Annotated in this window: 17 protein-coding genes and 3 pseudogenes; 12 read left to right on the forward strand and 8 right to left on the reverse strand. The window is 71.8% G+C overall.

Features of this window, described 5'->3' with window-relative positions; genetic code table 11:
• Window positions 1-3: 3 nt before the first annotated feature.
• The 3 genes and pseudogenes from ACIBL4_RS14245 to ACIBL4_RS14255 all read left to right on the forward strand — a co-directional run.
• Window positions 4-967, forward strand: a pseudogene (locus tag ACIBL4_RS14245) (hypothetical protein); the annotation flags it as partial.
• A pseudogene (locus ACIBL4_RS14250) lies at window positions 946-1,452 on the forward strand (spherulation-specific family 4 protein); the annotation flags it as partial. The pseudogenes ACIBL4_RS14245 and ACIBL4_RS14250, both read left to right, overlap by 22 nt.
• On the forward strand, window positions 1,449-2,225 hold the full coding sequence (locus ACIBL4_RS14255) for an endo alpha-1,4 polygalactosaminidase (RefSeq protein WP_399409726.1): 777 nt from the start codon (window positions 1,449-1,451) through the stop codon (window positions 2,223-2,225). The pseudogene ACIBL4_RS14250 and the gene ACIBL4_RS14255, both read left to right, overlap by 4 nt.
• On the opposite strand, the gene ACIBL4_RS14260 is transcribed toward ACIBL4_RS14255, so the two are convergent.
• Together ACIBL4_RS14260 and ACIBL4_RS14265 are read right to left on the reverse strand one after the other, a co-directional pair.
• Window positions 2,185-2,796 carry an RDD family protein gene (locus ACIBL4_RS14260; RefSeq protein WP_399409728.1) on the reverse strand — a complete coding sequence of 204 codons (612 nt, stop codon included), beginning with the start codon at window positions 2,794-2,796 and terminating at the stop codon, window positions 2,185-2,187. The two genes, ACIBL4_RS14255 and ACIBL4_RS14260, sit on opposite strands and share 41 nt — an antisense overlap.
• An 82-nt stretch (window positions 2,797-2,878) precedes the next feature.
• Window positions 2,879-3,661, reverse strand: a complete 783-nt coding sequence (locus ACIBL4_RS14265; protein ID WP_399409730.1) for an adenosylcobinamide-GDP ribazoletransferase — start codon at window positions 3,659-3,661, stop codon at window positions 2,879-2,881.
• A 60-nt stretch (window positions 3,662-3,721) separates the two neighbouring features.
• Between ACIBL4_RS14265 and ACIBL4_RS14270 the strand changes: the two genes are divergently transcribed.
• Window positions 3,722-4,486, forward strand: coding sequence for a hypothetical protein (locus tag ACIBL4_RS14270; protein ID WP_399409732.1), 765 nt, complete (start codon window positions 3,722-3,724; stop codon window positions 4,484-4,486).
• Between the two features lie 10 nt (window positions 4,487-4,496).
• Here the strand turns inward: ACIBL4_RS14270 and ACIBL4_RS14275 are convergent.
• Together ACIBL4_RS14275 and cobT are read right to left on the reverse strand one after the other, a co-directional pair.
• Window positions 4,497-5,135, reverse strand: a pseudogene (locus tag ACIBL4_RS14275) (hypothetical protein); the annotation flags it as partial.
• 138 nt (window positions 5,136-5,273) lie between these two features.
• A complete protein-coding gene (gene cobT / locus ACIBL4_RS14280; RefSeq protein WP_399409734.1) occupies window positions 5,274-6,392 on the reverse strand; it encodes a nicotinate-nucleotide--dimethylbenzimidazole phosphoribosyltransferase in 1,119 nt (372 codons plus the stop codon).
• Between the two features lie 170 nt (window positions 6,393-6,562).
• Here cobT and ACIBL4_RS14285 point away from each other — a divergent pair, with 170 nt between their 5' ends.
• Entirely contained in the window at window positions 6,563-7,609 is a 1,047-nt protein-coding gene (locus ACIBL4_RS14285) for a class I SAM-dependent methyltransferase (RefSeq protein ID WP_399409736.1), read from the forward strand.
• 138 nt (window positions 7,610-7,747) lie between these two features.
• Here the strand turns inward: ACIBL4_RS14285 and ACIBL4_RS14290 are convergent, their stop codons facing one another.
• Window positions 7,748-8,947, reverse strand: coding sequence for a bifunctional adenosylcobinamide kinase/adenosylcobinamide-phosphate guanylyltransferase (locus ACIBL4_RS14290; RefSeq protein WP_399409738.1), 1,200 nt, complete (start codon window positions 8,945-8,947; stop codon window positions 7,748-7,750).
• A 245-nt stretch (window positions 8,948-9,192) separates the two neighbouring features.
• Here ACIBL4_RS14290 and ACIBL4_RS14295 point away from each other — a divergent pair, with 245 nt between their 5' ends.
• Window positions 9,193-9,405, forward strand: coding sequence for a hypothetical protein (locus tag ACIBL4_RS14295; RefSeq protein ID WP_306967594.1), 213 nt, complete (start codon window positions 9,193-9,195; stop codon window positions 9,403-9,405).
• Window positions 9,406-9,445: 40 nt separating this feature from the next.
• Here ACIBL4_RS14295 and ACIBL4_RS14300 read toward each other — a convergent pair whose 3' ends face one another.
• The gene (locus ACIBL4_RS14300; RefSeq protein ID WP_356924402.1) at window positions 9,446-10,147 is read right to left on the reverse strand and encodes a methyltransferase domain-containing protein; all 702 of its coding nucleotides are present in this window, start codon (window positions 10,145-10,147) and stop codon (window positions 9,446-9,448) included.
• Window positions 10,148-10,230: 83 nt separating this feature from the next.
• Window positions 10,231-10,830 carry a DUF3043 domain-containing protein gene (locus tag ACIBL4_RS14305; RefSeq protein WP_356924403.1) on the reverse strand — a complete coding sequence of 200 codons (600 nt, stop codon included), beginning with the start codon at window positions 10,828-10,830 and terminating at the stop codon, window positions 10,231-10,233.
• A 335-nt stretch (window positions 10,831-11,165) separates the two neighbouring features.
• Here ACIBL4_RS14305 and ACIBL4_RS14310 point away from each other — a divergent pair, with 335 nt between their 5' ends.
• From ACIBL4_RS14310 to ACIBL4_RS14330, 5 genes are all read left to right on the forward strand, one after another.
• On the forward strand, window positions 11,166-11,951 hold the full coding sequence (locus ACIBL4_RS14310; RefSeq protein WP_399409741.1) for a PspA/IM30 family protein: 786 nt from the start codon (window positions 11,166-11,168) through the stop codon (window positions 11,949-11,951).
• A 23-nt stretch (window positions 11,952-11,974) separates the two neighbouring features.
• Complete coding sequence (locus tag ACIBL4_RS14315; RefSeq protein WP_399409743.1) at window positions 11,975-12,253, forward strand: hypothetical protein; 279 nt, start codon at window positions 11,975-11,977, stop codon at window positions 12,251-12,253.
• A gap of 209 nt (window positions 12,254-12,462) precedes the next feature.
• Window positions 12,463-13,680, forward strand: a complete 1,218-nt coding sequence (locus tag ACIBL4_RS14320; protein ID WP_399409745.1) for a sensor histidine kinase — start codon at window positions 12,463-12,465, stop codon at window positions 13,678-13,680.
• A complete protein-coding gene (locus ACIBL4_RS14325; protein WP_399409747.1) occupies window positions 13,677-14,360 on the forward strand; it encodes a response regulator in 684 nt (227 codons plus the stop codon). The genes ACIBL4_RS14320 and ACIBL4_RS14325 overlap by 4 nt, the downstream gene beginning before the upstream one ends.
• A gap of 159 nt (window positions 14,361-14,519) precedes the next feature.
• Window positions 14,520-17,636, forward strand: coding sequence for an efflux RND transporter permease subunit (locus ACIBL4_RS14330; protein WP_399409749.1), 3,117 nt, complete (start codon window positions 14,520-14,522; stop codon window positions 17,634-17,636).
• A gap of 84 nt (window positions 17,637-17,720) precedes the next feature.
• Here ACIBL4_RS14330 and ACIBL4_RS14335 read toward each other — a convergent pair whose 3' ends face one another.
• On the reverse strand, window positions 17,721-18,482 hold the full coding sequence (locus ACIBL4_RS14335) for a hypothetical protein (RefSeq protein ID WP_399409751.1): 762 nt from the start codon (window positions 18,480-18,482) through the stop codon (window positions 17,721-17,723).
• Window positions 18,483-18,966: 484 nt separating this feature from the next.
• On the opposite strand from ACIBL4_RS14335, the gene ACIBL4_RS14340 reads away from it, so the two are divergent.
• A complete protein-coding gene (locus ACIBL4_RS14340; RefSeq protein WP_399409753.1) occupies window positions 18,967-22,455 on the forward strand; it encodes a CHAT domain-containing protein in 3,489 nt (1,162 codons plus the stop codon).
• The last annotated feature ends 312 nt before the right edge of the window (window positions 22,456-22,767 follow it).

Below are 22,767 nucleotides of genomic sequence, written 5' to 3' on the forward strand. Positions count from 1 at the left end.
ACCATGGCGCAGCGTGCGCGCAGGTGGAGAAGCACGGCCGCCGCGGTGACAGTGGCCGGCATGATCACGGCGGGCGCGGTGACGCCCGGGGCGGCGGCCGCGGCGGACCCCGCATCGATCTGAAGGTGCTGGTGGTGGACAACGGCGACAGCTCCGTCCGGGCCGTGACCGCCCAGCTCAGGAGACCGGCGTCCCGTACACGACCGTCGACCTGAACGACGCCGGCCGCCCGAAGATCACCGAGTCGTTCCTGAGCGACACGGTGAACGGCAGCCCCCGCGCCAAGTACCAGGGCGTCGTCCTGCCGAACGAATCCCCGTTCGGCGCGGGCTCCGCCGAGCAGACCGCCCTGGAGACCTACGAGCGGACGTACGGCATCCCGCAGGTCGACGCCCACACCTGGGCGCACCCGGAGGTCGGACTCGACTACACCAGCGAGGGTGGCTGGGCGGGCACTCTTGACGGACGCGAGGCATCCGTCACCGTGGCCGGGAAGGCGGGCTGGTTCGGCTATCTCGACGGCGCGTTCCGGTTCGAGGACAACGCGGCGGCCGTCCAGGAGAGTTACGGCCATGTGGCCCGGCCCCGCGCCGGCTTCGCCAGCTACGTCGACATCCCCGTGCCCGGCGGCTCAGACCGCGGCAGCCTCGTCGGGGAGTACGCCCACGACGGCCGCCGCGAACTCGTCGTGACCTTCGCCTGCAACAGCAACCAGCAGCAGTTCCGGCTGCCGGCCCGGGGCATCGTCGAGTGGCTCACCCAGGGCGTGCACCTCGGGCAGACCCGCAACTCCTTCGACGTGCACGTCGACGACGTGTTCGCCCCGGACAGCCGCTGGGACACCGAGCGCAACTGCACCCCGGGCGACTTCGACTGCGCGGGCGGCGACGGCGAGGGCACCACGCCGATCCGCATGACCGCGGACGACGCCGCCTACGCCGCCCAGTGGCGGCGCGAGCACGGCTTCATGTTCGGGTGCTGGGGTACGCCGACACCGACTACGGCCGCCGCGCCGCCACCGACGTCGTCCGCGACCTCACCCGGCACCGCGACTGGTACGGCACCGACGGCGCCTTCCTCGACCAGGTCCCGTCCGGGCCCGAGCAGTTCGAGCACTACCAGCGGCTGGCGGTGGCCGCCTGGGGCGTCGGCTGCGGCACCCTCGTCCTCAACCACGGCACGGCACCGCACCCCTGCTACGCCCGCATCGCCGACCTCCTCGTCACCTTCGAGGGCCCCTGGGCGGCCTACCGCACCCTGCCTGCCCAGCCCCGGCCCGGCGACGGCGGGGTACGGCTGTGCCACCTGGTGTACGGCGTGCCGCCCGGCGCCGACCCCGAGCGCCTGGCGCGGGAGCGGGGCGCGGCGGTGCACTGCGCCGTGCCCGGAACCGGAGATCATCCTTGGGGCACCCTGCCGTACACCCTGCACAACCCGGAGAGCGCCCCGTGAGACGCCCCCTGCTCGCCGCACTGCTCGTCCTGCTGCTCGCGGGCTGCACCCAGGGCCCCGACGACAAGCCCGGCCCCCGCTGGCAGCCCCGCCCCGGCACGGGCTGGCAGTGGCAGCTCAGCGGCCGGCTGGACACCTCCGTCGACGTGCCGGTCTACGACATCGACGGCTTCGACCACTCCGAGGCCACCGTCGCCCGGCTGCACCGCGAGGACCGCAAGGTCATCTGCTACCTGTCCACCGGCGCCTGGGAGGAGTTCCGCCCGGACGCGAAGAAGTTCCCGAAGGCGGGTCTCGGCCGGGGCAACGGCTGGGAGGGCGAACGCTGGCTCGACATCCGCCGCACCGACGTCCTGGAGCCGATCATGGCGGCCCGCATGGACATGTGCCGCGACAAGGGCTTCGACGCGGTGGAGCCCGACAACATGGACGGCTACCGCAACGACACCGGCTTCCCGCTGACCGCCGCCGACCAGCTCCGCTGCAACCGCCTCATCGCCCGCCTGGCCCACGACCGGGGCCTGGCCGTCGGCCTGAAGAACGACCTGGAGCAGATCCCGGAGCTGGTCGGCGACTTCGACTTCGCGGTCAACGAACAGTGCGCCCAGTACGACGAGTGCGGGGCCCTGAAGCCGTTCGTGGAGGCGGGCAAGGCCGTCTTCCACGTCGAGTACGAGGTGCCCACCGGCCGCTTCTGCGCCGACTCCCGCCGCCTGAAGCTGAGTTCGCTGCTCAAGAAGTACGAACAAGGGGCGTGGCGGCAGGCATGCTGAGGCCGATCCCCGTGACCGCCGTGCCCGCGACCCGGTCGGCGAGGGACCGCCGGCCGGGGGAGAGGACCGGCAGCGTGTTCAGCAGGAACAGCGCCACCGCGACCACCCACGCCAGCACCGACAGCACGACCTGCCCCTCGACCAGCAGCACACAGGCCACCGCGTAGACGGCGACGTCCGCCACCGTGGTGACCGCGGCCCGCCGCGCCGCCCTGAGCCTGCGCGGGAGGTTCGGGGTGACCTTCAGCCCGGCCAGGGCCTTGCCGACCGTGCGCCCGGCCACCGCCAAGCACACCCACTGGTAGAGGAACACCGTCAGCACCAGCAGCCCGAAGGCCTGCTCGACGTACAGCACCGACTTGTCCCACAGCGTCAGCCCGAGGTCCTGGGAGGCGTCGAGCACGTCGCCGCGCGAGGTCAGCAGATCCAGGCCGCCGCGGGTGGCCAGCTCGGGCACGTCGGTGACGAGCGCCGAGATCCTGTGGAAGGTGAGCACGGCGAGCGCCGAGGCCAGGGCCACCACCAGTGCGAAATCGATGAGCCAGGCCAGGGCACGGCGCAGCTTCGGCATGAACATCCCCCGATCACTTGTGTGTCGGGGCAGAAAGCTAGCGGCTGGGCGGTCCGTGCAGGAGAGGGACGAGGAGATCGTTTCAGCCCAGTGACAGAGCGACCAGCGCCGTGGTCGCCGCCGTCTCCGCCAGACCGCCGAAGACATCCCCGGTGACCCCGCCGAAGCGGCGGGTGCAGTGACGCAGCAGCACCTCGGCGGCGGCCAGGGAGAGGACGACCGCGAGCACGCTCCGGATCATGTCGTACGGCCCGAGGACGGCACCGGCCGCTGCCGCGGCTCCCGCGACGGCCACGGCGGCGACCACCGCCCCCCGCACCGGCACCACACCCGCCACCGCCGCCCCCAGCCCCTCCGGCCGCGCCGCCGGCACCCCGGCCCGGGCCGCCAGGGTCAGGGCCAGCCGCGCGACCGTCGCGGAGACGACGGCGGCACACGCGCCCCGGGCCCAGGAGGCGTCGTAGGCCTGGGCGAGCGCGGCGGCCTGCGCGAGCAGGGCGAGGACGAGGGCGATGACCCCGAACGGCCCGATGTCCGACTGCTTCATGATCCGCAGGGCGTCCTCGGCGGGCTTGCCGCTGCCCAGCCCGTCGGCGGTGTCCGCGAGTCCGTCGAGGTGCAGCCCCCGGGTCAGGACGGCGGGGACGGCGACGGTGGTCACGGCGGCGAGCGGTCCGCCCGCGCCCAGGAACAGCAGCCCCAGCCCGGCGGCGGCAGCGGCGGCACCGACCGCCAGCCCGGCCAGCGGAGCGCACAGCATGCCGCCGCGCGCGGCCTCCCGGTCCCACCGGGTCACCCGGACCGGGAACACCGTGAGGGTGCCGAACGCGAAGCGGAGACCGTCGAGGGGCGAGGTTCTGGGCACCGGCGCAGGCTACCCGCCGGTCAGAAGAGCGGATGCGGCGGCCGAGGATAAAGTTCACATATGGGATGGCTGGAGCGGAACATCATCGAACCCGGCAAGCTGCCGCTGCTCCTCGCCCTCATCTCCTTCGTGGTGACCTTCCTGATCACCCGGGGCATCACCCGCCTCATCCGGGCGGGCAAGGGCCCCTTCCGCAATGTCAGCAGCAGCAGCGGTGTCCACGTCCACCACGTCGTCCCGGGGATCATCCTGATGATCGCCGGCGGCTTCGGGGCGGTCGCGAGCGGCCAGCACGGCTTCGGCTCGGGGCTGGCCGCGGTGGTCTTCGGCATCGGGGCCGGTCTCGTCCTCGACGAGTTCGCCCTGGTCCTGCACCTGGCCGACGTCTACTGGAGCGAGGCCGGCCGCAAGAGCATCGAGATGGTCGTCCTCACCGCCTCCCTCGTCGGACTGCTCCTGATCGGCTTCTCGCCCCTGGGCGTCGACGGCCTTTCGGACGACCAGGAGCAGAGCCGCGCCACCGTGATCGTGAACATCGCCGTGAACTTCGTGTTCGCCCTCATCGCCCTGTTCAAGGGCAAGACCCGCCTCGCGGTCTTCGGCGTGATCGTCCCCGTCATCGCCCTGATCGGCGCCGTACGGCTGGCCCGCCCCGGCTCCTACTGGGCCAAGCGCTTCTACCGGCGCCGCCCCCGCGCCCGCGCCAAGTCCGGCCTGCGGGCCTACCGTCACGACCGCCGCTGGCTGGGCCCCCGGCGCGCGTTCCAGGACTGGATCGGCGGCGCGCCCGACCCGCAGCAGCCCCGGTCCCTCGAACACCACTGACGTGCAGCCGGCGCAGCGCACCGCCCGCGCACACCACCAGCACCGCCGCGATCGCCGCCAGATGCTCCTTGCCCGCCAGGTTCTCCTTCACGGCGACCTCGGCGACCATCGCCACGATCACCGCCCCGGCCGTGACGTACGCGCGGTAGCGCCACCCCAGGCAGACGGCCAGTCCCACCACCGCCGCCGACGGCCCGGTGTCCACGACCCGGGCGTCCGAGGCGGGCAGGCCCAGCGGGGAGTCGGGGCCCAGCCAGATGCCGAGGCGGGCGTAGAGCGTGCCCGCGAGCGTCGCGAGGTACGCGACGAGCAGCGTCCGCCACCGGCCCAGGCAGAGTTCCGCGATGCCGAACACCAGCAGCAGCTGCGCCAGCGCACCCCACACCGGCAGGTCCAGCGCGGGCACGAACAGCGACAGCGGCGTCCGCAGGAGCGCGAGCCACAGCGGGTCCTCGGCCCGTACCGCCCCGATGTCCTGCACGAACCGGTAGCCCCAGGACTGGTGGTGCACCACGTGCAGCACGGCCGTGAGGCACACGGCCGTGACCGCCATCGGCACGGCCCGCAGGCGCCGCTCCCGCAGCGGCCCGCGCACGGCCGCGTACAGCGGCTCCCATTCGGCACGGGCCCAGCGGGCGAGCGTGGTCATCGGGTCGTCCTCGTCCGGATGTCGGTACGTCGGGTGTGCACGGTGTCGGTGGCTCAGTCAAACCGACATCACACGCGAAGACCGACCGGAACGGGACGAAGTTGAGCCAGGTGCGCGTGACCAGGATCTCCCGGAACGCTACTGCTCGGAGGGAACCTCGGAAGCCTTCGAGGCCTCAGGGGCCTCGGCGCTCTCCGGCTCCTCGGACTCCTTCGGCTTCTCGGGCAGCTCCGCCGCCAGCGCCGCCGCGGCCTGCACCAGGGGGAGCGCGAGCAGGCCGCCCGCGCCCTCGCCGACGGTCACGCCCTGGGTCAGCAGCGGCTCCAGAGCCATCCGGTCCAGTGCCTTGGCCTGCCCGGGCTCGCCGCTGTCGTGCGCGGCCAGCCACCAGTCCGGCGCCCGGAACGCGATCCGCTGCCCGACCAGCGCGCACGCCGCCGTCACGACCCCGTCGAGCACCACGGGCATCTTCCGCACCGCGCTCTGCAGCAGGAAGCCCGTCATCGCCGCGAGGTCGGCCCCGCCGACCGCCGCCAGCAGCTGCAACTGGTCCCCGAGCACCGGCCTGGCCCGGCGCAGCGCGTCGCGGATCGCCGCGCACTTGCGCATCCACGCCAGGTCGTCGATCGCCAGCCCGCCCCGGCCGGTGACGACCGACGCGTCGACCCCGCACAGCGCCGCGACCAGCACGCCCGCCGCCGTGGTCCCACCGACGCTCACATCGCCGAGCACCACCAGATCCGTACCGGAGTCGGCCTCCTCGTCAGCCACCGTGACCCCGGCCCGGAACGCCGCCTCGGCCTCCTGAAGGGTCAGCGCGTCCTCGAGGTCGATCCGCCCGCTGCCGCGCCGCACCCGGTGCCGCACGACGTCCTCGGGCAGCGACTCCGGGTCGCAGTCCAGGGCCATGTCGACGATCCGCACCGGCACGCCAAGACGCCGCGCCAGCACCGATACGGGCCGGCCGCCCTCCAGCACCTCACGCACCAACTCCCCGGCGCCGCCCGCCGGCCGGGCCGAGACACCCAGCTCGGCGACGCCGTGATCACCGGCGAAGAGCACCACCCGCGGCCGTTCGATCGGCCGCACCGGCACGGCCGACTGCGCCGCGGCCAGCCACTCACCCAGGTCATCGAGGCGGCCCAGCGACCCGGGCGGCACGATCTGCCGCTCCCGGCGCGCCTCGGCGTCACGGCGCACCCCGCCGTCCGGACGCTCGATCAGATCGGTGAAGTCGTCGAGATTAAGCGAGCTCATTCGCCGAACAGTACCGGCACCGGTCGAACAGCAGGGCGCCACATCGCGACTTCGCGCAGGCGACGTCGTTGCACCCGGGACCCCCATCCCATACGTTCCGGTTTGCAGCGGATTGTCGTACGTGGTTCGTCGGACGTCCCTGCCGTACGCCTCGCGCCCGGGAGCCGCCCATGCCCGCACATCCCACCCCCTCCGCACTCCCCACTCCCCAAGCGACCACACGGGTCCACGAACCGCGCCGCGAGGACTGCCCCTGGTGCGGCTCCGCCCGGCTGCGGAACCGGCTGCGCACCGGTGACCTGCGTCGCTACAACCCGGGCAGCTTCACCGTCGACGAGTGCCGGGACTGCGGCCACACCTTCCAGAACCCCCGCCTCACGTTCGAGGGCCTCGCGCTCTACCACCGGACGGTGCGCGGAGCGCCCCGGGACGTCGCGGCCGACACCCTCCTCGCGCTGCGCGCCGGCCGGTTCCGCCACCGCTCGGCCGCCCGCGCGATGCTGCGGTTCGGGGAGCCGGAGAGCTGGCTGGACGTGGGCACCGGCCACGCCCGCTTCCCCGTCGCGGCCCGGGAGTTCTTCCCGTACACCTCGTTCGACGGCCTGGACCACACCCCGCGCGTGGTCCGCGCCCGCTCGGCCGACCGCGTCGAGGAGTCCCACGTGGGCCGTCTGACGGACCCCCGGATCTCAGCACCCCTGCGCGCCCGCTACGACGTGGTCAGCATGCTCCACCACCTGGAGGGCACCCCCGACCCCCGCGCGGAACTCCACGCCGCCCTCGACGTCCTGCGCCCCGGCGGCCACCTGCTCATCGAGACCCTGAACCCCCGCAGCCTGTTCGCCGCGCTCCTGGGCCGCTGGTGGCTCGCCTACGACCAGCCGCGCCATCTGCACCTGCTCCCCGCGCACAACCTCCGCGCGGAACTGGAGACGGCCGGCTGCACGATCGCCCTCCTGGACCACCGCCCCGTCCACATCCCCCACGACCTCTCCGGCGCCACGGCCCTGGCCCTCTCCCACGCCCTCCCCGCCCCCTACACCCCGTGGCGCGCGATCCCCCCACCCCTGGCCCACCAACACCTCCGTGAGGCCCTGCTTCGGGCGGGCATGCCTTTGGTGCTCCTGGCATCGGCAGCGGACCACCTCCTGGCCCCGATCGCTCGCCGCACCCGCTTCGCAAACACGTACCGCTTGATCGCTTGCAAGCAGACCTAGCTAGCTGCGGGCAATCGTGCCTCCCCTAGTGCCTTAAGGGCCTGGGAGGTGCCCCCAGGCGGCACGGGTGGGCGCAGCGGCACCCCGCTCCGCCGGGCTGCGCACCCACCAGGCCCCAGCCCAGACGCCGCGCACCGTTCACCCCCGCAGCACCACAGCCTGCCCCGCCACCACCAGCAACACATGCTCACACTCGTGCGCGAACCCCGCGTTCAACCGCCCGAGTTCATCCCGGTACCGCCGCCCCGACGCAGTCGACGGCACGATCCCCGACCCGACCTCGTTCGACACGGCGACAACGGTCCGCCGAGTCGACCGCACCGCCTCCGTCAACTCCCGCACCCGCTCCCGCAACACCTTCTCCCCCCGCTCCGCCCACACCGCGTCGTCCCACGCCCCCGCCGCGTCCATCGCGTCCGTCAGCCACAACGACAGACAGTCGATGAGCAACGGCGGCCCCTCCGCCTCCAGCAACGGCACCAGATCGCACGTCTCGACCGTCTGCCACGACCCCGGCCGCCGCTCCCGGTGCGCGGCCACCCGTGCCGACCACTCGGTGTCCCCGTTCCGCGACCCGCCCGTCGCCACGTACAGCACGTCCGGAAAGGCCTCCAGCCTCCGCTCGGCCTCCACCGACTTCCCCGACCGCGCCCCGCCCAGCACCAGCGTCCGCCGCGGCAGGTCCGGCACGTCCTCGTACGTCCCCACCGCCAGCGTCGTCCCGTCCGGCACGGCCCGCGCCCCGGCCGCCGCGAGCCGCCGCCCCAGCTCCGGCCCGGGCGGCACGTCGTGGTCCAGATGGACGGCGACCACATCGGTCGTCGGCCCCACCGCCCCCACCGCCCGCAGCTTCGCCAGCGCGTCCGGCCGCCCCACGACGTCCACGAGCACCATGTCGTACGACTCGGCCGGCCCCTCCAGCCCCGCCGGCGCCCCGCCGGGCGGCAGGTACAGCAGCCGCTGCCCCTCCGGCCCGGTCACCTCGTACCCCGTGCCGGGCGCGTCCATCGCCACCGCCCGCACCCGATGTCCCGTCAGCAGCGTCAACTCCCGCCCGTCCGGCACCCGTCCGGGTTGCGGCAGCCCGGCCGGCACCTCGACCGCCGGCCCGTCGTGCGGATGCGACAGCAGCACCTGCCGCACGCCGGTCAGGGAACGCCCCGCCCGCGCCGCCGCGAAGGCGGCCCCGGGCGTCAGGTCGAGCAGCAGCGCCCCGTCCAGGAGCAGCGCGGTGGCCGCCCGCGCGTCGGGCCCGAGGGCAGCCGCACAGGCCGCGCAGGGACAGTCGGGGCGGGGAAGCCCCGCGGGGGCGCCAGTACCGAGCAGAGTCAGTTCCACGCCCCGATTCTCACCCGTGAGCATGCGACATGCGTGCCGGAGACGCCCCAAGGGGCGCGGGCCGTATCAACTTGCGGCTCCGCCGCGCGGGCGCGACAAGCCCACCACAACCCGCACGCGCCCACTGACGTGCACCCCCGACCACATATCCCGCCCAACCCAGCGGAGCGCATAGGCTCTGGTCAGGAGCCGGACCAAGATCCGGCTTCCGCTGTGCAGTGTGCTCACACACATGGGAGGCGTACATGGCGGCATGGACGTGGCGGTTCGAGAAGACCGACGGGACGGAGGTCCAGCCCGCGGTGCCGCCGGAGGAGTTCCCCACCCAGGGGGACGCCGAGTCCTGGATCGGGGAGCACTGGAAGGCCCTGAAGGAAGGCGGTGCCGACCAGGTGCGGCTGTTCGAGGACGCCACGGAGATCTACGGGCCGATGAGCCTGCACGCGGCCGACGCGTGAGCCCGGGCGGGGGCCGACGGCCCCCGCCCCCCAGGCGCTGTCAGCCGCGCACGCCGCACAGGTGCAGCAGCGCCGCCACACCGCGGTACGGATCCGTCCGCCCGGCCTTCTCCTCCACCGCGAGCAGTGTCTCCACGTCGGCCGGGACCTCGGCGCCGTCCGCCGCCGTGTCCGTGAACACGCGCACCCCGTACCAGGCGTGCAGCGGCGCCCCGATCCCGGCGAGCGTCGACGTCAGGTCCTTGAGCCGGTCCGCCCGTACGTCCAGCCCCAGGCGGTTGCGGTAGGCGGTCGTGTCGAACGCGGCCAGCGCGCCCGCCCAGTCGCCGGACAGGCCCGGCCGGATCGCCAGCGCGTCCCCGTTGCGCACGAGCAGGGACAGCAGCCCGCCGGGCGCGAGCATCCGGGCCAGGCCCGCCAGCAGCGGGTCGGGCTCCTCCACGTACATCAGGACGCCGTGGCACAGGACCACGTCGAAACTGCCCGGCAGGAAGTGCACGCCGGTGTCCCGGCCGTCGCCCTCGATGATCCGCATCCGCTCCCGGATGCCCTCCGGCTCCCCGGCGAGGGACTCCCGGGCAACGGCGATCATCTTCGCGTCCTGCTCGAGGCCGGTCACCTGGTGCCCGGCCCGGGCCAGCCGCAGTGCCTGCGTGCCCTGGCCCATTCCCACGTCGAGCACCCGCAGCCGCTGCCCCACCGGGAACCGCCCGACTATCTGCTCGTCCAGCTGCCGGGCCACCAGCTCCTGCCGGACGACATCGCGCAGCCCGCCCAGCTTGTCCAGCCAGGCATCCGCCGCACCCCCGGAGAACGACGTCGCGGTCAGGGCCGCTCTCCGCGCTTGACCTGCGGCTTCGGCAGCCGGAGCCGGCGCATCTGGAGAGAACGCATCAGGGCGTAGGCGACCGCACCGCGCTTGTTCTCGTTCGCGAAGCGCTCGTTCAGCTGCTTCTTCAGGCGGAACGCCGTGACGAACGAGTCGAGCACGATCAGCACGATCACCACGAGCCACAGCAGCAGCGCGATGTTCTGGAGCGCGGCCACCCGCACCATGCTCAGCACGAGGATGACGACGGCCATCGGCAGGAAGAACTCCGCGATGTTGAACCGCGAGTCGACGAAGTCGCGCGCGAACCGGCGGACCGGTCCCTTGTCACGCGCGGGAAGGTACCGCTCGTCGCCGCTCGCCAGCGCCTGGCGCTGCCGCTCCAGCGCGCTGCGGCGCTCCTCGCGCTGCCGCTTGGCCGCCTCCTTCCGCGTCATCGACGTGTTGGCGACGCTGCGGCGCTGGGACTGGGCCTCACTGCGCTTGGGCGTGGGCCTGCCCTTCGGGGCCTGCGGGTCGCGGGGCTGCTTGGAGAAGTTCACCGGCGCCTTGTCGGCGGCCTGGGCCTTCTCATCCTTCGAACGGCTACGGAACACAAAACCCAAGGGTACGGGCTTCCCGGGCATGGACCCCAGTCCCGCGGGGAACGATCCGGCAACACCAGTCGTCTGTAAGGGGACAGAGGGGACGTTGTGTACGCACCCGGTCGTTCCCGGGACGTGCGACTCCGTTACCCGGGGTATCCCGGGTTACCCCGGGGACCACCTACTCCCTACGCCGGAGCGGGAGCGTGCTCAGTCGTCCTTGGGGATGAGCGCATCCGTCCCCGAACAGTGCGGTAATGGATGCAGGGCCCGTACTGTGGGTTCTGTCGCAGGTGCTGGAGCCGGAGTCGGTCAGAAGGGGGCGCGCGAAGCCCATGAGCGGTGTCATGAAGCGTATGGGGATGATCTTCCGCGCGAAGGCGAACAAGGCCCTTGACCGGGCCGAGGACCCGCGCGAGACCCTCGATTACTCGTACCAGAAGCAGCTGGAACTGCTCCAGAAGGTCCGCCGTGGCGTCGCCGACGTGGCGACCTCGCGCAAGCGCCTGGAACTCCAGCTCAACCAGTTGCAGTCCCAGTCCACCAAGCTGGAGGACCAGGGCCGCAAGGCGCTCGCGCTGGGCCGTGAGGATCTGGCCCGCGAAGCGCTGTCCCGCCGTGCCGCCCTCCAGCAGCAGGTGACCGACCTGGAGACCCAGCACGCGACGCTGCAGGGCGAGGAGGAGAAGCTCACTCTCGCGGCCCAGCGGCTCCAGGCCAAGGTCGACGCCTTCCGTACGAAGAAGGAGACGATCAAGGCGACGTACACGGCGGCCCAGGCGCAGACCCGGATCGGCGAGGCCTTCTCCGGCATCTCCGAGGAGATGGGCGACGTCGGCCTGGCCATTCAGCGCGCCGAGGACAAGACGGCCCAGCTCCAGGCCCGCGCCGGCGCGATCGACGAGCTGCTCGCCTCCGGTGCCCTCGACGACCAGTCCGGGATGCACAAGGACGACATCCAGGCCGAGCTGGACCGGCTCTCCGGTGGTACGGATGTAGAGCTGGAACTGCAGCGGATGAAGGCCGAGCTGGCCGGAGGTTCGAGCGGTGGGCAGCAGGCCCTCGAAGGTGGCACGAGCCGGCAGCAGTCCCAGCAGCAGCCGCAGGACACCCCGCGCTTCGACAAGCAGTAGGGGCCCACGCCTAGGAGGGCGACATGATCGTACGGATCATGGGGGAGGGCCAGGTGAGGCTGGCGGACAGCCACCTCGCCGAACTGAACAAGCTGGACGACGAGCTCCTGGCGGAGATGGAGAACGGCGACGGCCCCGGCTTCCGCCGCACCCTCCAGGCCCTGCTGACCAGGGTCCGAGACCTGGGCGAACCCCTCCCCGACGATTCCCTGGAACCCTCGGAACTGATCCTGCCCTCTCCGGACGCGACGCTGGAGGAGGTCAGGGAACTCCTGAGCGACGACGGCCTGATTCCGGGCTGACGGACTTAGCTGCGGGCAGTCGTGCCTCCCTCAGTGCCTTAAGGGCCTGGGAGGTGCCCCCAGGGCGGCACGGGTGGGCGCGGCGGCACCCCGCACCGCCGGGTTGCGCACCCACCCGCCCTGAGCTCCCACGCCGAGCACGTCACAACCGGCCTTCCGACCCTGGCCCCCATACCCCCGCACACCCACCCCGGCTACCGTGAACCCCCGTGAGCACCCTCCAGCGGGCCAAATGCCAGGCAAAGGCACATCCCCTGGCCATGGACGCCGTCCTGGCCGCAGCCGTCCTGGTCTGCATGGTCGCCGGCTCGTTCGTAGAACCCCGCCACCGCGACAGCGTCAGCTGGGCCCTGCGCACCCCCGACACCCTCGGCCTCGTCCTCATCACCCTCGGCGCCGCCGCCCTGGTCTTCCGCCGCCGCGCCCCGATGACCGTCCTGGCCCTCACCGGCGCCGTCTCCGTCATCGAATCCGTCACCGGCGACCCCCGCGCCCCCGTCGCCATGTCCGCGGTCATCGCCCTGTACACCGTCGCCTCCACCACCGACCGCCCCACCACCTGGCGCGTCGGCCTGCTCACCATGACCGTGCTGACCGGCTCCGCCATGGCCGCCGGCAGCCTGCCCTGGTACGCCCAGGAGAACCTCGCGATCTTCGCCTGGACCGGCATCGGCGCCACCGCCGGCGACGCCGTCCGCAGCCGCCGCGCCTTCGTCCAGGCCATCCGCGAACGCGCCGAACGCGCCGAACGCACCCGCGAGGAGGAGGCCCGCCGCCGGGTCGCCGAGGAGCGCCTGCGCATCGCCCGCGATCTGCACGACGTCGTCGCCCACCACATCGCCCTGGTCAACGTCCAGGCCGGCGTCGCCGCGCACGTCATGGACAAGCGCCCCGACCAGGCCAAGGAGGCCCTCGCCCACGTCCGGGAGGCCAGCCGCTCCGCCCTCAACGAACTCCGCGCCACCGTCGGGCTGCTCAGACAGTCCGGCGACCCCGAGGCCCCCACCGAACCCGCCCCCTGCCTGGACCGCCTCGACGAACTCACCGGCACCTTCCGCAACGCCGGCCTGCACATCGAGGTCGCCCGCGCCGACCAGGGCACCACCCTTCCCGCGGCCGTCGACCTGGCCGCCTACCGGATCATCCAGGAGGCCCTCACCAACGTGCAGAAGCACGCCGGGCCGCAGGCCAAGGCCGAGGTCAGCGTCGTACGGGTCGGACCGAACATCGAGATCACCGTCCTCGACGACGGCAGCGGCGAGGGCGACACCCCGGGCAGCGGCGGCGGGCACGGACTGCTCGGCATGCGCGAACGCGTCACCGCCCTGCGCGGCACCCTCACCACCGGTCCCCGCTACGGCGGCGGTTTCCGCGTCCATGCGATCCTGCCGGTCAAGAACCGCACACCCGGGGAGGACCCCGCATGACGATCCGTGTCCTGCTCGCCGACGACCAGGCGCTGCTGCGCAGCGCCTTTCGCGTACTCGTCGACTCCGAGCCCGACATGGAGGTGGTGGGCGAGGCCTCCGACGGCCTGGAGGCGGTGCGGATGACGAAGGAGCAGCGCGCCGACGTCGTCCTCATGGACATCCGGATGCCCGGCACCGACGGTCTCGCGGCGACCCGCATGATCAGCGCCGATCCCGACCTCGCGGACGTCCGGGTGGTCATCCTGACGACGTTCGAGGTCGACGACTACGTCGTGCAGTCGCTGCGCGCCGGCGCCTCCGGCTTCCTCGGCAAGGGCTCCGAACCCGAGGAACTGCTGAACGCCATCCGCATCGCGGCCGGCGGCCAGGCCCTGCTGTCCCCGGCGGCCACCACCGGCCTGATCTCCCGCTTCCTCGCCCAGGAGGACCCGGCCGACGACGACCGCGACCCGGCCCGCGGCGAGCGGCTCGACTCGCTCACCGTCCGGGAGCGCGAGGTGCTGGTCCAGGTCGCGGGCGGCCACTCCAACGACGAGATCGCCGAGCGGCTGGAGGTCAGCCCGCTGACGGTGAAGACGCACGTCAACCGGGCCATGGCGAAGCTGGGCGCCCGGGACCGGGCCCAGCTGGTGGTCATCGCCTACGAGTCCGGCCTGGTCCGTCCAAGGGTGGAGTGAGCTCTGCTCCGGCGTACTGCGGCCGGAGTATGCGCCGTGTAAGGAACGGGACTTGGGGCCTACGGATCGGGCCCGGCGATGGCTCAGGGTGTAAGGGCGGGCGCTCATCTGCGCGCCCGATGCCGCTTCTGCCGCTAAACAGAAGAGAGACCCTGACCCATGTCCTGGCTGTCGAGATTCAGCCTCGCGCAACGGGCCCTGATAGGGCTGATGTCGATCATCGCGCTCGTCTTCGGGGCGATCGCGATACCCCAGCTCAAGCAGCAGCTGCTGCCCACCATCGAACTGCCCATGGTGTCCGTGCTGGCGCCCTACCAGGGCGCGTCCCCGGACGTGGTCGAGAAGCAGGTCGTCGAGCCCATCGAGGACAGCCTCGAAGCCGTCGACGGCATCAGCGGCGTGACCTCCACCGCCACCGAGGGCAACGCCGTGATCATGGCGTCCTTCGACTACGGCAACGGCACCGAGCAGCTCGTCGCCGATGTGCAGCAGGCCGTCAACCGGGCCCGCGTCCAGCTCCCGGACGACGTGGACCCGCAGGTCGTCGCCGGCTCCACGGACGACATGCCGACCGTCGTCCTCGCCGTCACCTCCGACCGGGACCAGCAGGCCCTGGCCGACCAGCTCGACAAGACCGTCGTGCCGGACCTGAAGAGCATCGACGGCGTCGGCCAGGTCACCGTCGACGGTGTGCGCGACCTCCAGGTCGCCGTCACGCCCGACGACGCGAAGCTCGCGAAGGCGGGCCTCACCTCGCAGTCCCTCGCCCAGGCGCTCCAGGCGGGCGGCGCGACCGTCCCGGCCGGCTCCTTCGACGAGGGCGGCGCCAACCGCACCGTCCAGGTCGGCGGCGGCTTCACCTCGCTGAAGCAGATCCAGGACCTGATGGTCACGGGCGAGCCCGGCAAGGGCAAGCCGGTGCGCCTCGGTGACGTCGCCAAGGTGAAGCAGCAGGAGGCCCCGGCCGACTCCATCACCCGCACCGACGGCAAGCCCAGCCTCTCCGTCGCCGTCACCATGGACCGCGACGGCAGCGCGGTCGCCATCTCCGACGCCGTCCAGGACAAGCTGCCCGACCTGCGGGGGGACCTCGGCTCCGGCGCGACCCTCACGGTCGTCAGCGACCAGGGCCCGGCCGTGTCGAAGTCCATCAAGGGCCTGACCACCGAGGGCGCGCTCGGTCTGCTCTTCGCGGTCCTGGTGATCCTGGTCTTCCTGGCCTCGATCCGCTCGACCCTCGTGACGGCGGTGTCCATCCCGCTGTCCGTCGTCCTCGCCCTGATCGTGCTGTGGACGCGCGATCTGTCGCTGAACGTCCTCACGCTGGGCGCGCTGACCATCGCCATCGGCCGGGTCGTCGACGACTCGATCGTGGTCCTGGAGAACATCAAGCGGCACCTCGGCTACGGCGAGGAGCGCCACTCGGCCATCCTCAACGCCGTGCGCGAGGTCGCGGGCGCGGTGACGTCCTCGACGCTCACCACGGTCGCCGTGTTCCTGCCGATCGGCCTCGTCGGCGGCATGGTGGGCGAGCTGTTCGGCTCCTTCAGCCTCACCGTCACGGCCGCGCTGCTGGCGTCCCTGCTCGTCTCCCTGACGGTCGTCCCGGTGCTGTCGTACTGGTTCCTGCGGCCCCCGAAGGGCACCCCGGAGGACGCGGACGAGGCCCGCCGGCTCGCCGAGGAGAAGGAGGCCAAGAGCCGCCTGCAGCGCCTCTACGTCCCGGTCCTGCGCTTCGCGACCCGCCGCCGGCTCACCAGCGTCGCCCTCGCGATCGTCGTGCTGGTCGGCACGTTCGGCATGGCGCCCCTGCTGAAGACGAACTTCTTCGACCAGGGCGAGGTCGAGGTCCTCACCGTCAAGCAGGAGCTGAAGCCCGGCACCAGCCTGGAGGCGACCGACGCCCAGGCCAAGAAGGTCGAGCGGCTCCTCGACGGCACCAAGGGCGTGAAGGACTACCAGGTCACGGTCGGCTCGTCCGGCTTCATGGCGGCCTTCGGCGGCGGCACGGACACCAACCAGGCCTCGTACCAGGTGATGCTGGACGACTCGGCGTCGTACGAGGACGTCCAGGACCGCATCGAGAAGGGTCTGGCCGGGCTGAGGGGCATCGGCACGACCACCATCTCCGCCGGTGACGGCTTCGGCGCCCAGGACCTCAGCGTGGTCGTGAAGGCCGCCGACGCCGACGTCCTGCGTACCGCGTCCGAGGAGGTCCGCAAGACGGTCGCCTCGCTCGACGACGTCACGGACGTCACCAGCGACCTGGCGACCAGCGTGCCCCGGATCTCCGTGAAGGCCAACGACAAGGCCGCCGCGGCCGGCTTCAACGACCAGACCCTCGGCGCCGCCGTCGCCCAGGCCGTCCGCGGCACCAACGCCGCCAAGGCGGTCCTGGACGACACCGAGCGCGACGTCGTCATCCGCTCGGCGAAGCCCGCGACGACCCTGAAGCAGCTCCAGGACCTGCGCCTCGGCCCGGTGAAGCTCGGCGACATCGCGACGGTCAAGCTGGTCGACGGCCCGGTCTCCATGACCCGCATCGACGGCCAGCGCGCGGCCACCATCACCGCGAAGCCGACCGGCGACAACACGGGCGCGGTGAGCACCAAGCTCCAGTCGAAGATCAACGCGCTGAAGCTCCCCGACGGCGCCACCGCGTCGATCGGCGGTGTCTCCGAGGACCAGGACGAGGCGTTCGCCAACCTGGGCCTGGCGATGCTGGCGGCCATCGCGATCGTCTTCATGCTGCTGGTCGGTACCTTCCGGTCCCTGGTCCAGCCGCTGATCCTGCTCGTCTCCATCCCGTTCGCGGCCACCGGCGCGATCGGCCTGCTGGTGGCCACCGGCACGCCGATGGGCGTCCCCGCGATGATCGGCATGCTGATGCTGATCGGCATCGTGGTGACGAACGCGATCGTGCTGATCGACCTGATCAACCAGTACCGCAAGCAGGGCTACGGAGTCGTCGAGGCCGTGATCGAGGGCGGCCGGCACCGACTGCGCCCGATCCTCATGACGGCCCTGGCGACGATCTTCGCCCTGCTCCCGATGGCCCTCGGCATCACCGGCGAGGGCGGCTTCATCGCCCAGCCGCTGGCCGTGGTCGTGATCGGCGGCCTGGTGACGTCGACCCTGCTGACGCTGCTGCTGGTGCCCACGCTGTACGCGATGGTCGAGCTCCGCAAGGAGCGCCGGGCGAAGAAGCGGGCGGCGAAGAAGGGCCTTCCGGCCCAGCGCACGGAGACGGAGGAGCCGGAGCCGGCGGGGGTGTAGCCGACCGACCAGCTGTGGTGTGCCGGGCCCGCACGGAAGTGCGGGCCCGGTTCGTTCACGCAAGCGGTCAGGGCCCGGCAGTGACTAGGGGAGTTCGGGCAGGCCCTTGTCCAGACGTTCGTTGATCTTGGCTGCCTCGGCAGCCGTGATGACGCCTTGCGGCAGATCCACACCCAGCGCGGTCGCCAGGTCGGTCTGATGGACATCGACGACTGCCTCGACCAACGACGCGTAGCCGTGTACGGCCTCCCGTCCACGGCGCCAGGCAGTCGCGAGAACGCCGATGCCCACGAGGGCCGCGGGCCACCAGTCGATCCCGAGGAGGAGATAGAGCAGGCCCCAGCCGGCCAGCGTGCACGTCGATCCGATCCGCTCCTGCAGCGTGCCGACGGCCTTGCGCATGTCCTCCTCCAGCACGAGCCACAGACGCGGCCATGCGAGCGAGATCTGCAGCCCGAAGTACTGCGCCCTGATCCGCTTGTCCAGAAGGGCCATGCGCTTGCCGATCCAGGTGCGCGGCTCCGTGGGTGCCGGGCGGAACGGCACCCTCCACCGACCGAGCCACAGGTGCTCGACCGGCGTCGCCAAGGCGTTGGCCAGGAGCCCGACCGCCGCGGCACCCAACAGGACGGCCACCGCCAGGGCGCCCACCTGAACCGGCTTGCCGTTGAGTGCTTGTGCCTGTTCCGCCGCGTGGGTGAGCGCGGTCCGGTGGTTCAGCGCATCCCGGTGACCGAGTGCTCTGGCCACCCACGCCGTGCCCAGGAAGAGCAGGCCCGGTAGAACGAGCAGTGACAACCAGCGTTCGGCCAGCTTCTTGCTCAGCTCGGCCAGGAACGTGTTCATGACTCGCGGAAGGTCATGAGGACGTCACGGAGGCCGCACACCGGTGGCCTGCCGTCGGTGTCCCGTCCGCTGCGCCTCCTGCAAGGGGGCGTCCCCGGACACACGTACGCACCGGTGACCTCTGCCGGGCTACCGCCCCAGAGGGCGTGAGGGCCGGGGCCGCCTCGCTCGGCGCCACGTGTTTCGCCCGCCGGCGATTCGAAGCCGAGCCTCGTGAGAGCCTCCGTCGCCGAACCTCCGTCCCGCACGGAGGTGAGGATCGTCTCGAGTCTGCCGGTCCAGCGCCCGGTCTCCGCCCTCGCCCGCAGGCTCGGAAGAAGTCGGCAGAGCAGGGCGCGAGCCTCTGGTTCGTCCATTACCCACCTGTTTTTGCAGAACATCACATGTTGCCGCCAAAGGTGGCTAGCCTACGAGTGGGCCTCGCGCACTGTCAGCGGGTTCCCACATCCAGGCGCGAGGAGTTGCCACGCTGAGGGACGACTTGATGGGGGCGCTGCGCCGGCGTCTGCGCGCGTTCGCCGCCGGAGACCACAGCCAGGTGCTGGATGACCGAGCGGTGAACGAGGCAAGCGGACTCATGCAGTCGGCCGGCCCTCCGTACGAGGTGGAAGTGGTCCATGTGGTCGCCTCGTTGCACTGGGCCCGCCATAGCGCTCAGGTGCCGCCTGGGACGCGAGACAGCGACTACCGGATCGCGTTCAGCCTGTTCGAGCTGGTCCGAGCGACACGGCCGGACCTGGTCCCGGCCGAGCTGGAGGCGGTGTTCCGGGAGCAGCGACTACGGGACAGTCCGCAGGAGTTGGCAGAGCGGGCCATGCACCTGTTCGTCAGCCATTTCCGCAGCGGCGACCTCGGCCCGCTCGACGCCGCCATCGACCTGTTCCAGCAGGCATCCGACGCGGCCGGCACCCCACTCGAGAGGGCCACCTACCTCGCGAACGTCTGCTCGATGACGACACTTCGGGCACAGCGTACGAACAGACTCGAGGACGCCGACCGGGCCGTTGCCATCGGTCGTCGGGCGGTCGCCATGGCCACGGGTGAAGCAAGGTGTCTTTGCCTGGGATATCTCGGTGCCGCGCTTCACCAGCGGTTCGCCCTGTCCGAAGACCTCGCCGACAGTGATGCCGGGATCCTCGTCATGCGAGAGGCGATCGAGGCGGGCGGCCCGGACCACTCACATCGCATCCAGTTCGCATGGAATCTCGGTGTCATGCTGACGGGCCGTTACCACCGTACGCACAGCGAGGACGACCTGGAGGACGGACTAGCATCACTCCAGGGCGCCTTGGACATGCCCTCCGTCGGTGACCTGGCGCCCGCGGTGTCGGCGTCCCTGGGCGTGCTCCTCCTCGAACGATGGGACCGCCGGGGCGACCCCGCCGACTTCGACCGTGCGATCGGCCTTGCCCGGGCCGCGCCGGACCAACCCGACCTCCTGGCCGCTCTCGGCGTTCGCTACCGGGCCCGGTTCGCAAGGTACGGAGACATCAGCGACATCGACGAGGCGATCAGACTGACCGGGGCCGCCGTCGCCACGACAGCGCCCCGGCACCAGGAACGGCCCGTGCACATCGGCAACTTGGCCGCCGCCTTGCGCGTCCGCCACGCGGCCACAGGCGCGGGCGACGACCTCGACCGGGCGATCGAGGCGGGGCAGCGGGCGTCCGAAGAGACTCCCGTCGATCATCCCAGCCGGGCGATGATCTTCACCGATCTGATGATCGCGCTGCGCATGCGTTACGAGCGCACCGGTAGTCGAGACGACCTGCGTGCCGCGCTGCTGCACGGGATGACCGCGATACAGACCGGTGGGATGGACAACGCGACAGTGCTGTCCAACAACTCGGTCACCGCACGCCTGCAGGCCGAGGTCACGGGTGCGTCCGACATGGCGCAGACGGCGGTCTTCCTTGCTCGTAAGGCGGTGGAGTGCGCGGAAGACGACGACCCCGCGCACCATACCTACCTGGCCAACCTCGCTACCGCGCTGAGCCTCTGGTCTGATTACGGCGCAGACGCCGAACGAGGCGACGAGGCGATCCGGGCCGCCCGGGCCGCGGTGGAGGCCACCCCGGCGCGGCATCCGGACCTGCCGGGGCGCCAGTCCAACCTTGCGCACAGTCTGATGAAACGCTTCCACCGGAGGAATGATCAGGGCGCTCTGGACGAGGCCCTCTCAGTGTTCCGGGCCTGCCTGGACTCCGCTTCCCAGGACAGCCCGGTCGCCTCACGCCTGCGTTTCAACTTCGCCCAGGCGCTGCGGGCACGGTTCGACCACGATGGCGACCCGCGGTTTCTGCGCCAGGCGGTGCAGACCTTCCAGCAGGTTGCCGACCAGGCGTGGGCACCCACCAACCTGCGCCTGAGCGCACGTGTGGCGCACGCTGATCTGTGCATGCGGGGCGGGCAGGCCGACGCGGCCGAGAGCTATCGCATCGCCATCGAGGAACTCGTGCCGCGACTCGCCTGGCGAGGGCTGGACCGCTTCTCCCAGCTGTATCAGTTGGGCCGGTTCCCGGGGCTGGCGAGCGACGCCGCCGCGGCAGCCCTCATGCGGGGTGCCCCGGAACAGGCTTTACGGCTGCTGGAGCAAGGCCGGTCGGTGCTCTGGGCGCATCTCATGGAGACCCGCGGTGACTGGCACGCCCTGAGCGAGCAACACCCCCGCCTCGCCGAGGAGTTCAACGAGGTCTGCCGACTCCTCGACCTGAACGTCGTGCACTTCGACGACACCTCGACGCGTGACCTCGGCGAGCAAGCCTCGCAGTACGCTCCCGCAGCGCTGGCCGAGCGGCTCCGGCTGGCCGAGCGGCACGCCGAGTTCCTCGAACGGATCCGGACGCTGCCCGGCTTCGACACCTTTCTGCGCATCCCCCGGTTCGCCGAACTCCAGCGGGCCGCGGACGGAGGGCCGGTGGTCGTCGTCAACGTCAGCCGATACCGCTGTGACGCGCTCGTGGTGCGTCCGGGCCGGGACGAGGTGCTGGTGGTACCGCTGCCGACGCTTGACTTCGAGGAGGTGCTTCATCGGGCGCATGCCTTCGTCCAGGCAACGGCCGGCACGGGTGCGGGCCCAGTGGATCCCGAGTGGCTGATCCACTCTCGGCAGACCCTGCTGGCGACGACCGAGTGGCTGTGGGACCAGATCGTCGCACCCGTGCTCGACACCGTGTTCCCCCGTGACTCGGCGGCGGAGCCCGGGCTGCCGAGGATCTGGTGGTGCCCGACGGGCCCGCTCGGACTGCTGCCGTTGCACGCGGCCGGGCACCACCCGGGTGGCCCCACGACGGCCGACCGTGTCATCTCTTCGTACACACCGACCCTCGGATCGCTGATCCACGCGCGCTCCCGGCCACCTGCCGCCCCGGGGAGCCGCCGGGTACTCGCGGTCGGGATGAGCCGTACTCCGCAGTCGGCGGACGAGGCATTGGGGGATCTGCCCGCCGTTCCCCGGGAGTTGGAGACGTTGCGAGAGCAACTCGGCGACGACCTTCTCGTGCTCCAGGACGATCAGGCCCGGTGCGACCGGGTGAAGGCGGCGATGCGGCACCACCCCTGGGCTCACTTCGCCTGTCACGGAACACACGATCCCGCCGACCCGACGCGGAGCGGCATCGTGCTCGGCGACGGCCGCCTCTCGGTCCTCGACATCGCCGCCGAGCCGGTTGCGGGCGCGGAGCTGGCCTTCCTGTCCGCCTGCCATACGGCGCGCGGCCGCGTCGATGTCGCCGATGAGGCCATGCATGTGGCGGCGGCCTTTCACATGGCCGGTTACCGGCAGGTCATCGGCACCCTCTGGTCCGTTCGTGACCCGATCGCCCCGCAGGTGGCTCGTGCGGTCTACTCCGGTCTTGGCCAGAACCCCTCCGAAGCAGCCGTGGCGCTGCATGACGCCATCACCGAACTCCGTGCCGGCGCGAACCCGGCGCCCCTCGCCACGTGGGCCTCGTACATTCACATCGGACCCTAGGAGGAGCGTGATGTGCGCGGCTGCAGAGTCTCAACCAGGACAGGGTGACGCCCATGGTGGCTGACGATCCGGCCACGCCCTCGGATCGCGCCCTGCGCAGGACGGCGCTGGCGGCGCAATGAGTGGCACTGCTCGACGAGATCCGGGAGCGGCCCGGCTTCCGTGACTTCATGCGTCCCACCGGCCTCTCCAGCTTGTTGTCGTCGGCGGCGGGCGGCCCCGTCGTGATGCTCAACGCCAGCCGGTGGACCTGTGACGCCCTCGTCCTCACGCCGAACGAGCTCCGGCCGGTGCCGCTGCCCGGGCTGCGCG

The organism is Streptomyces sp. NPDC050416 (assembly GCF_044458845.1).
GTDB lineage: Bacteria > Actinomycetota > Actinomycetes > Streptomycetales > Streptomycetaceae > Streptomyces.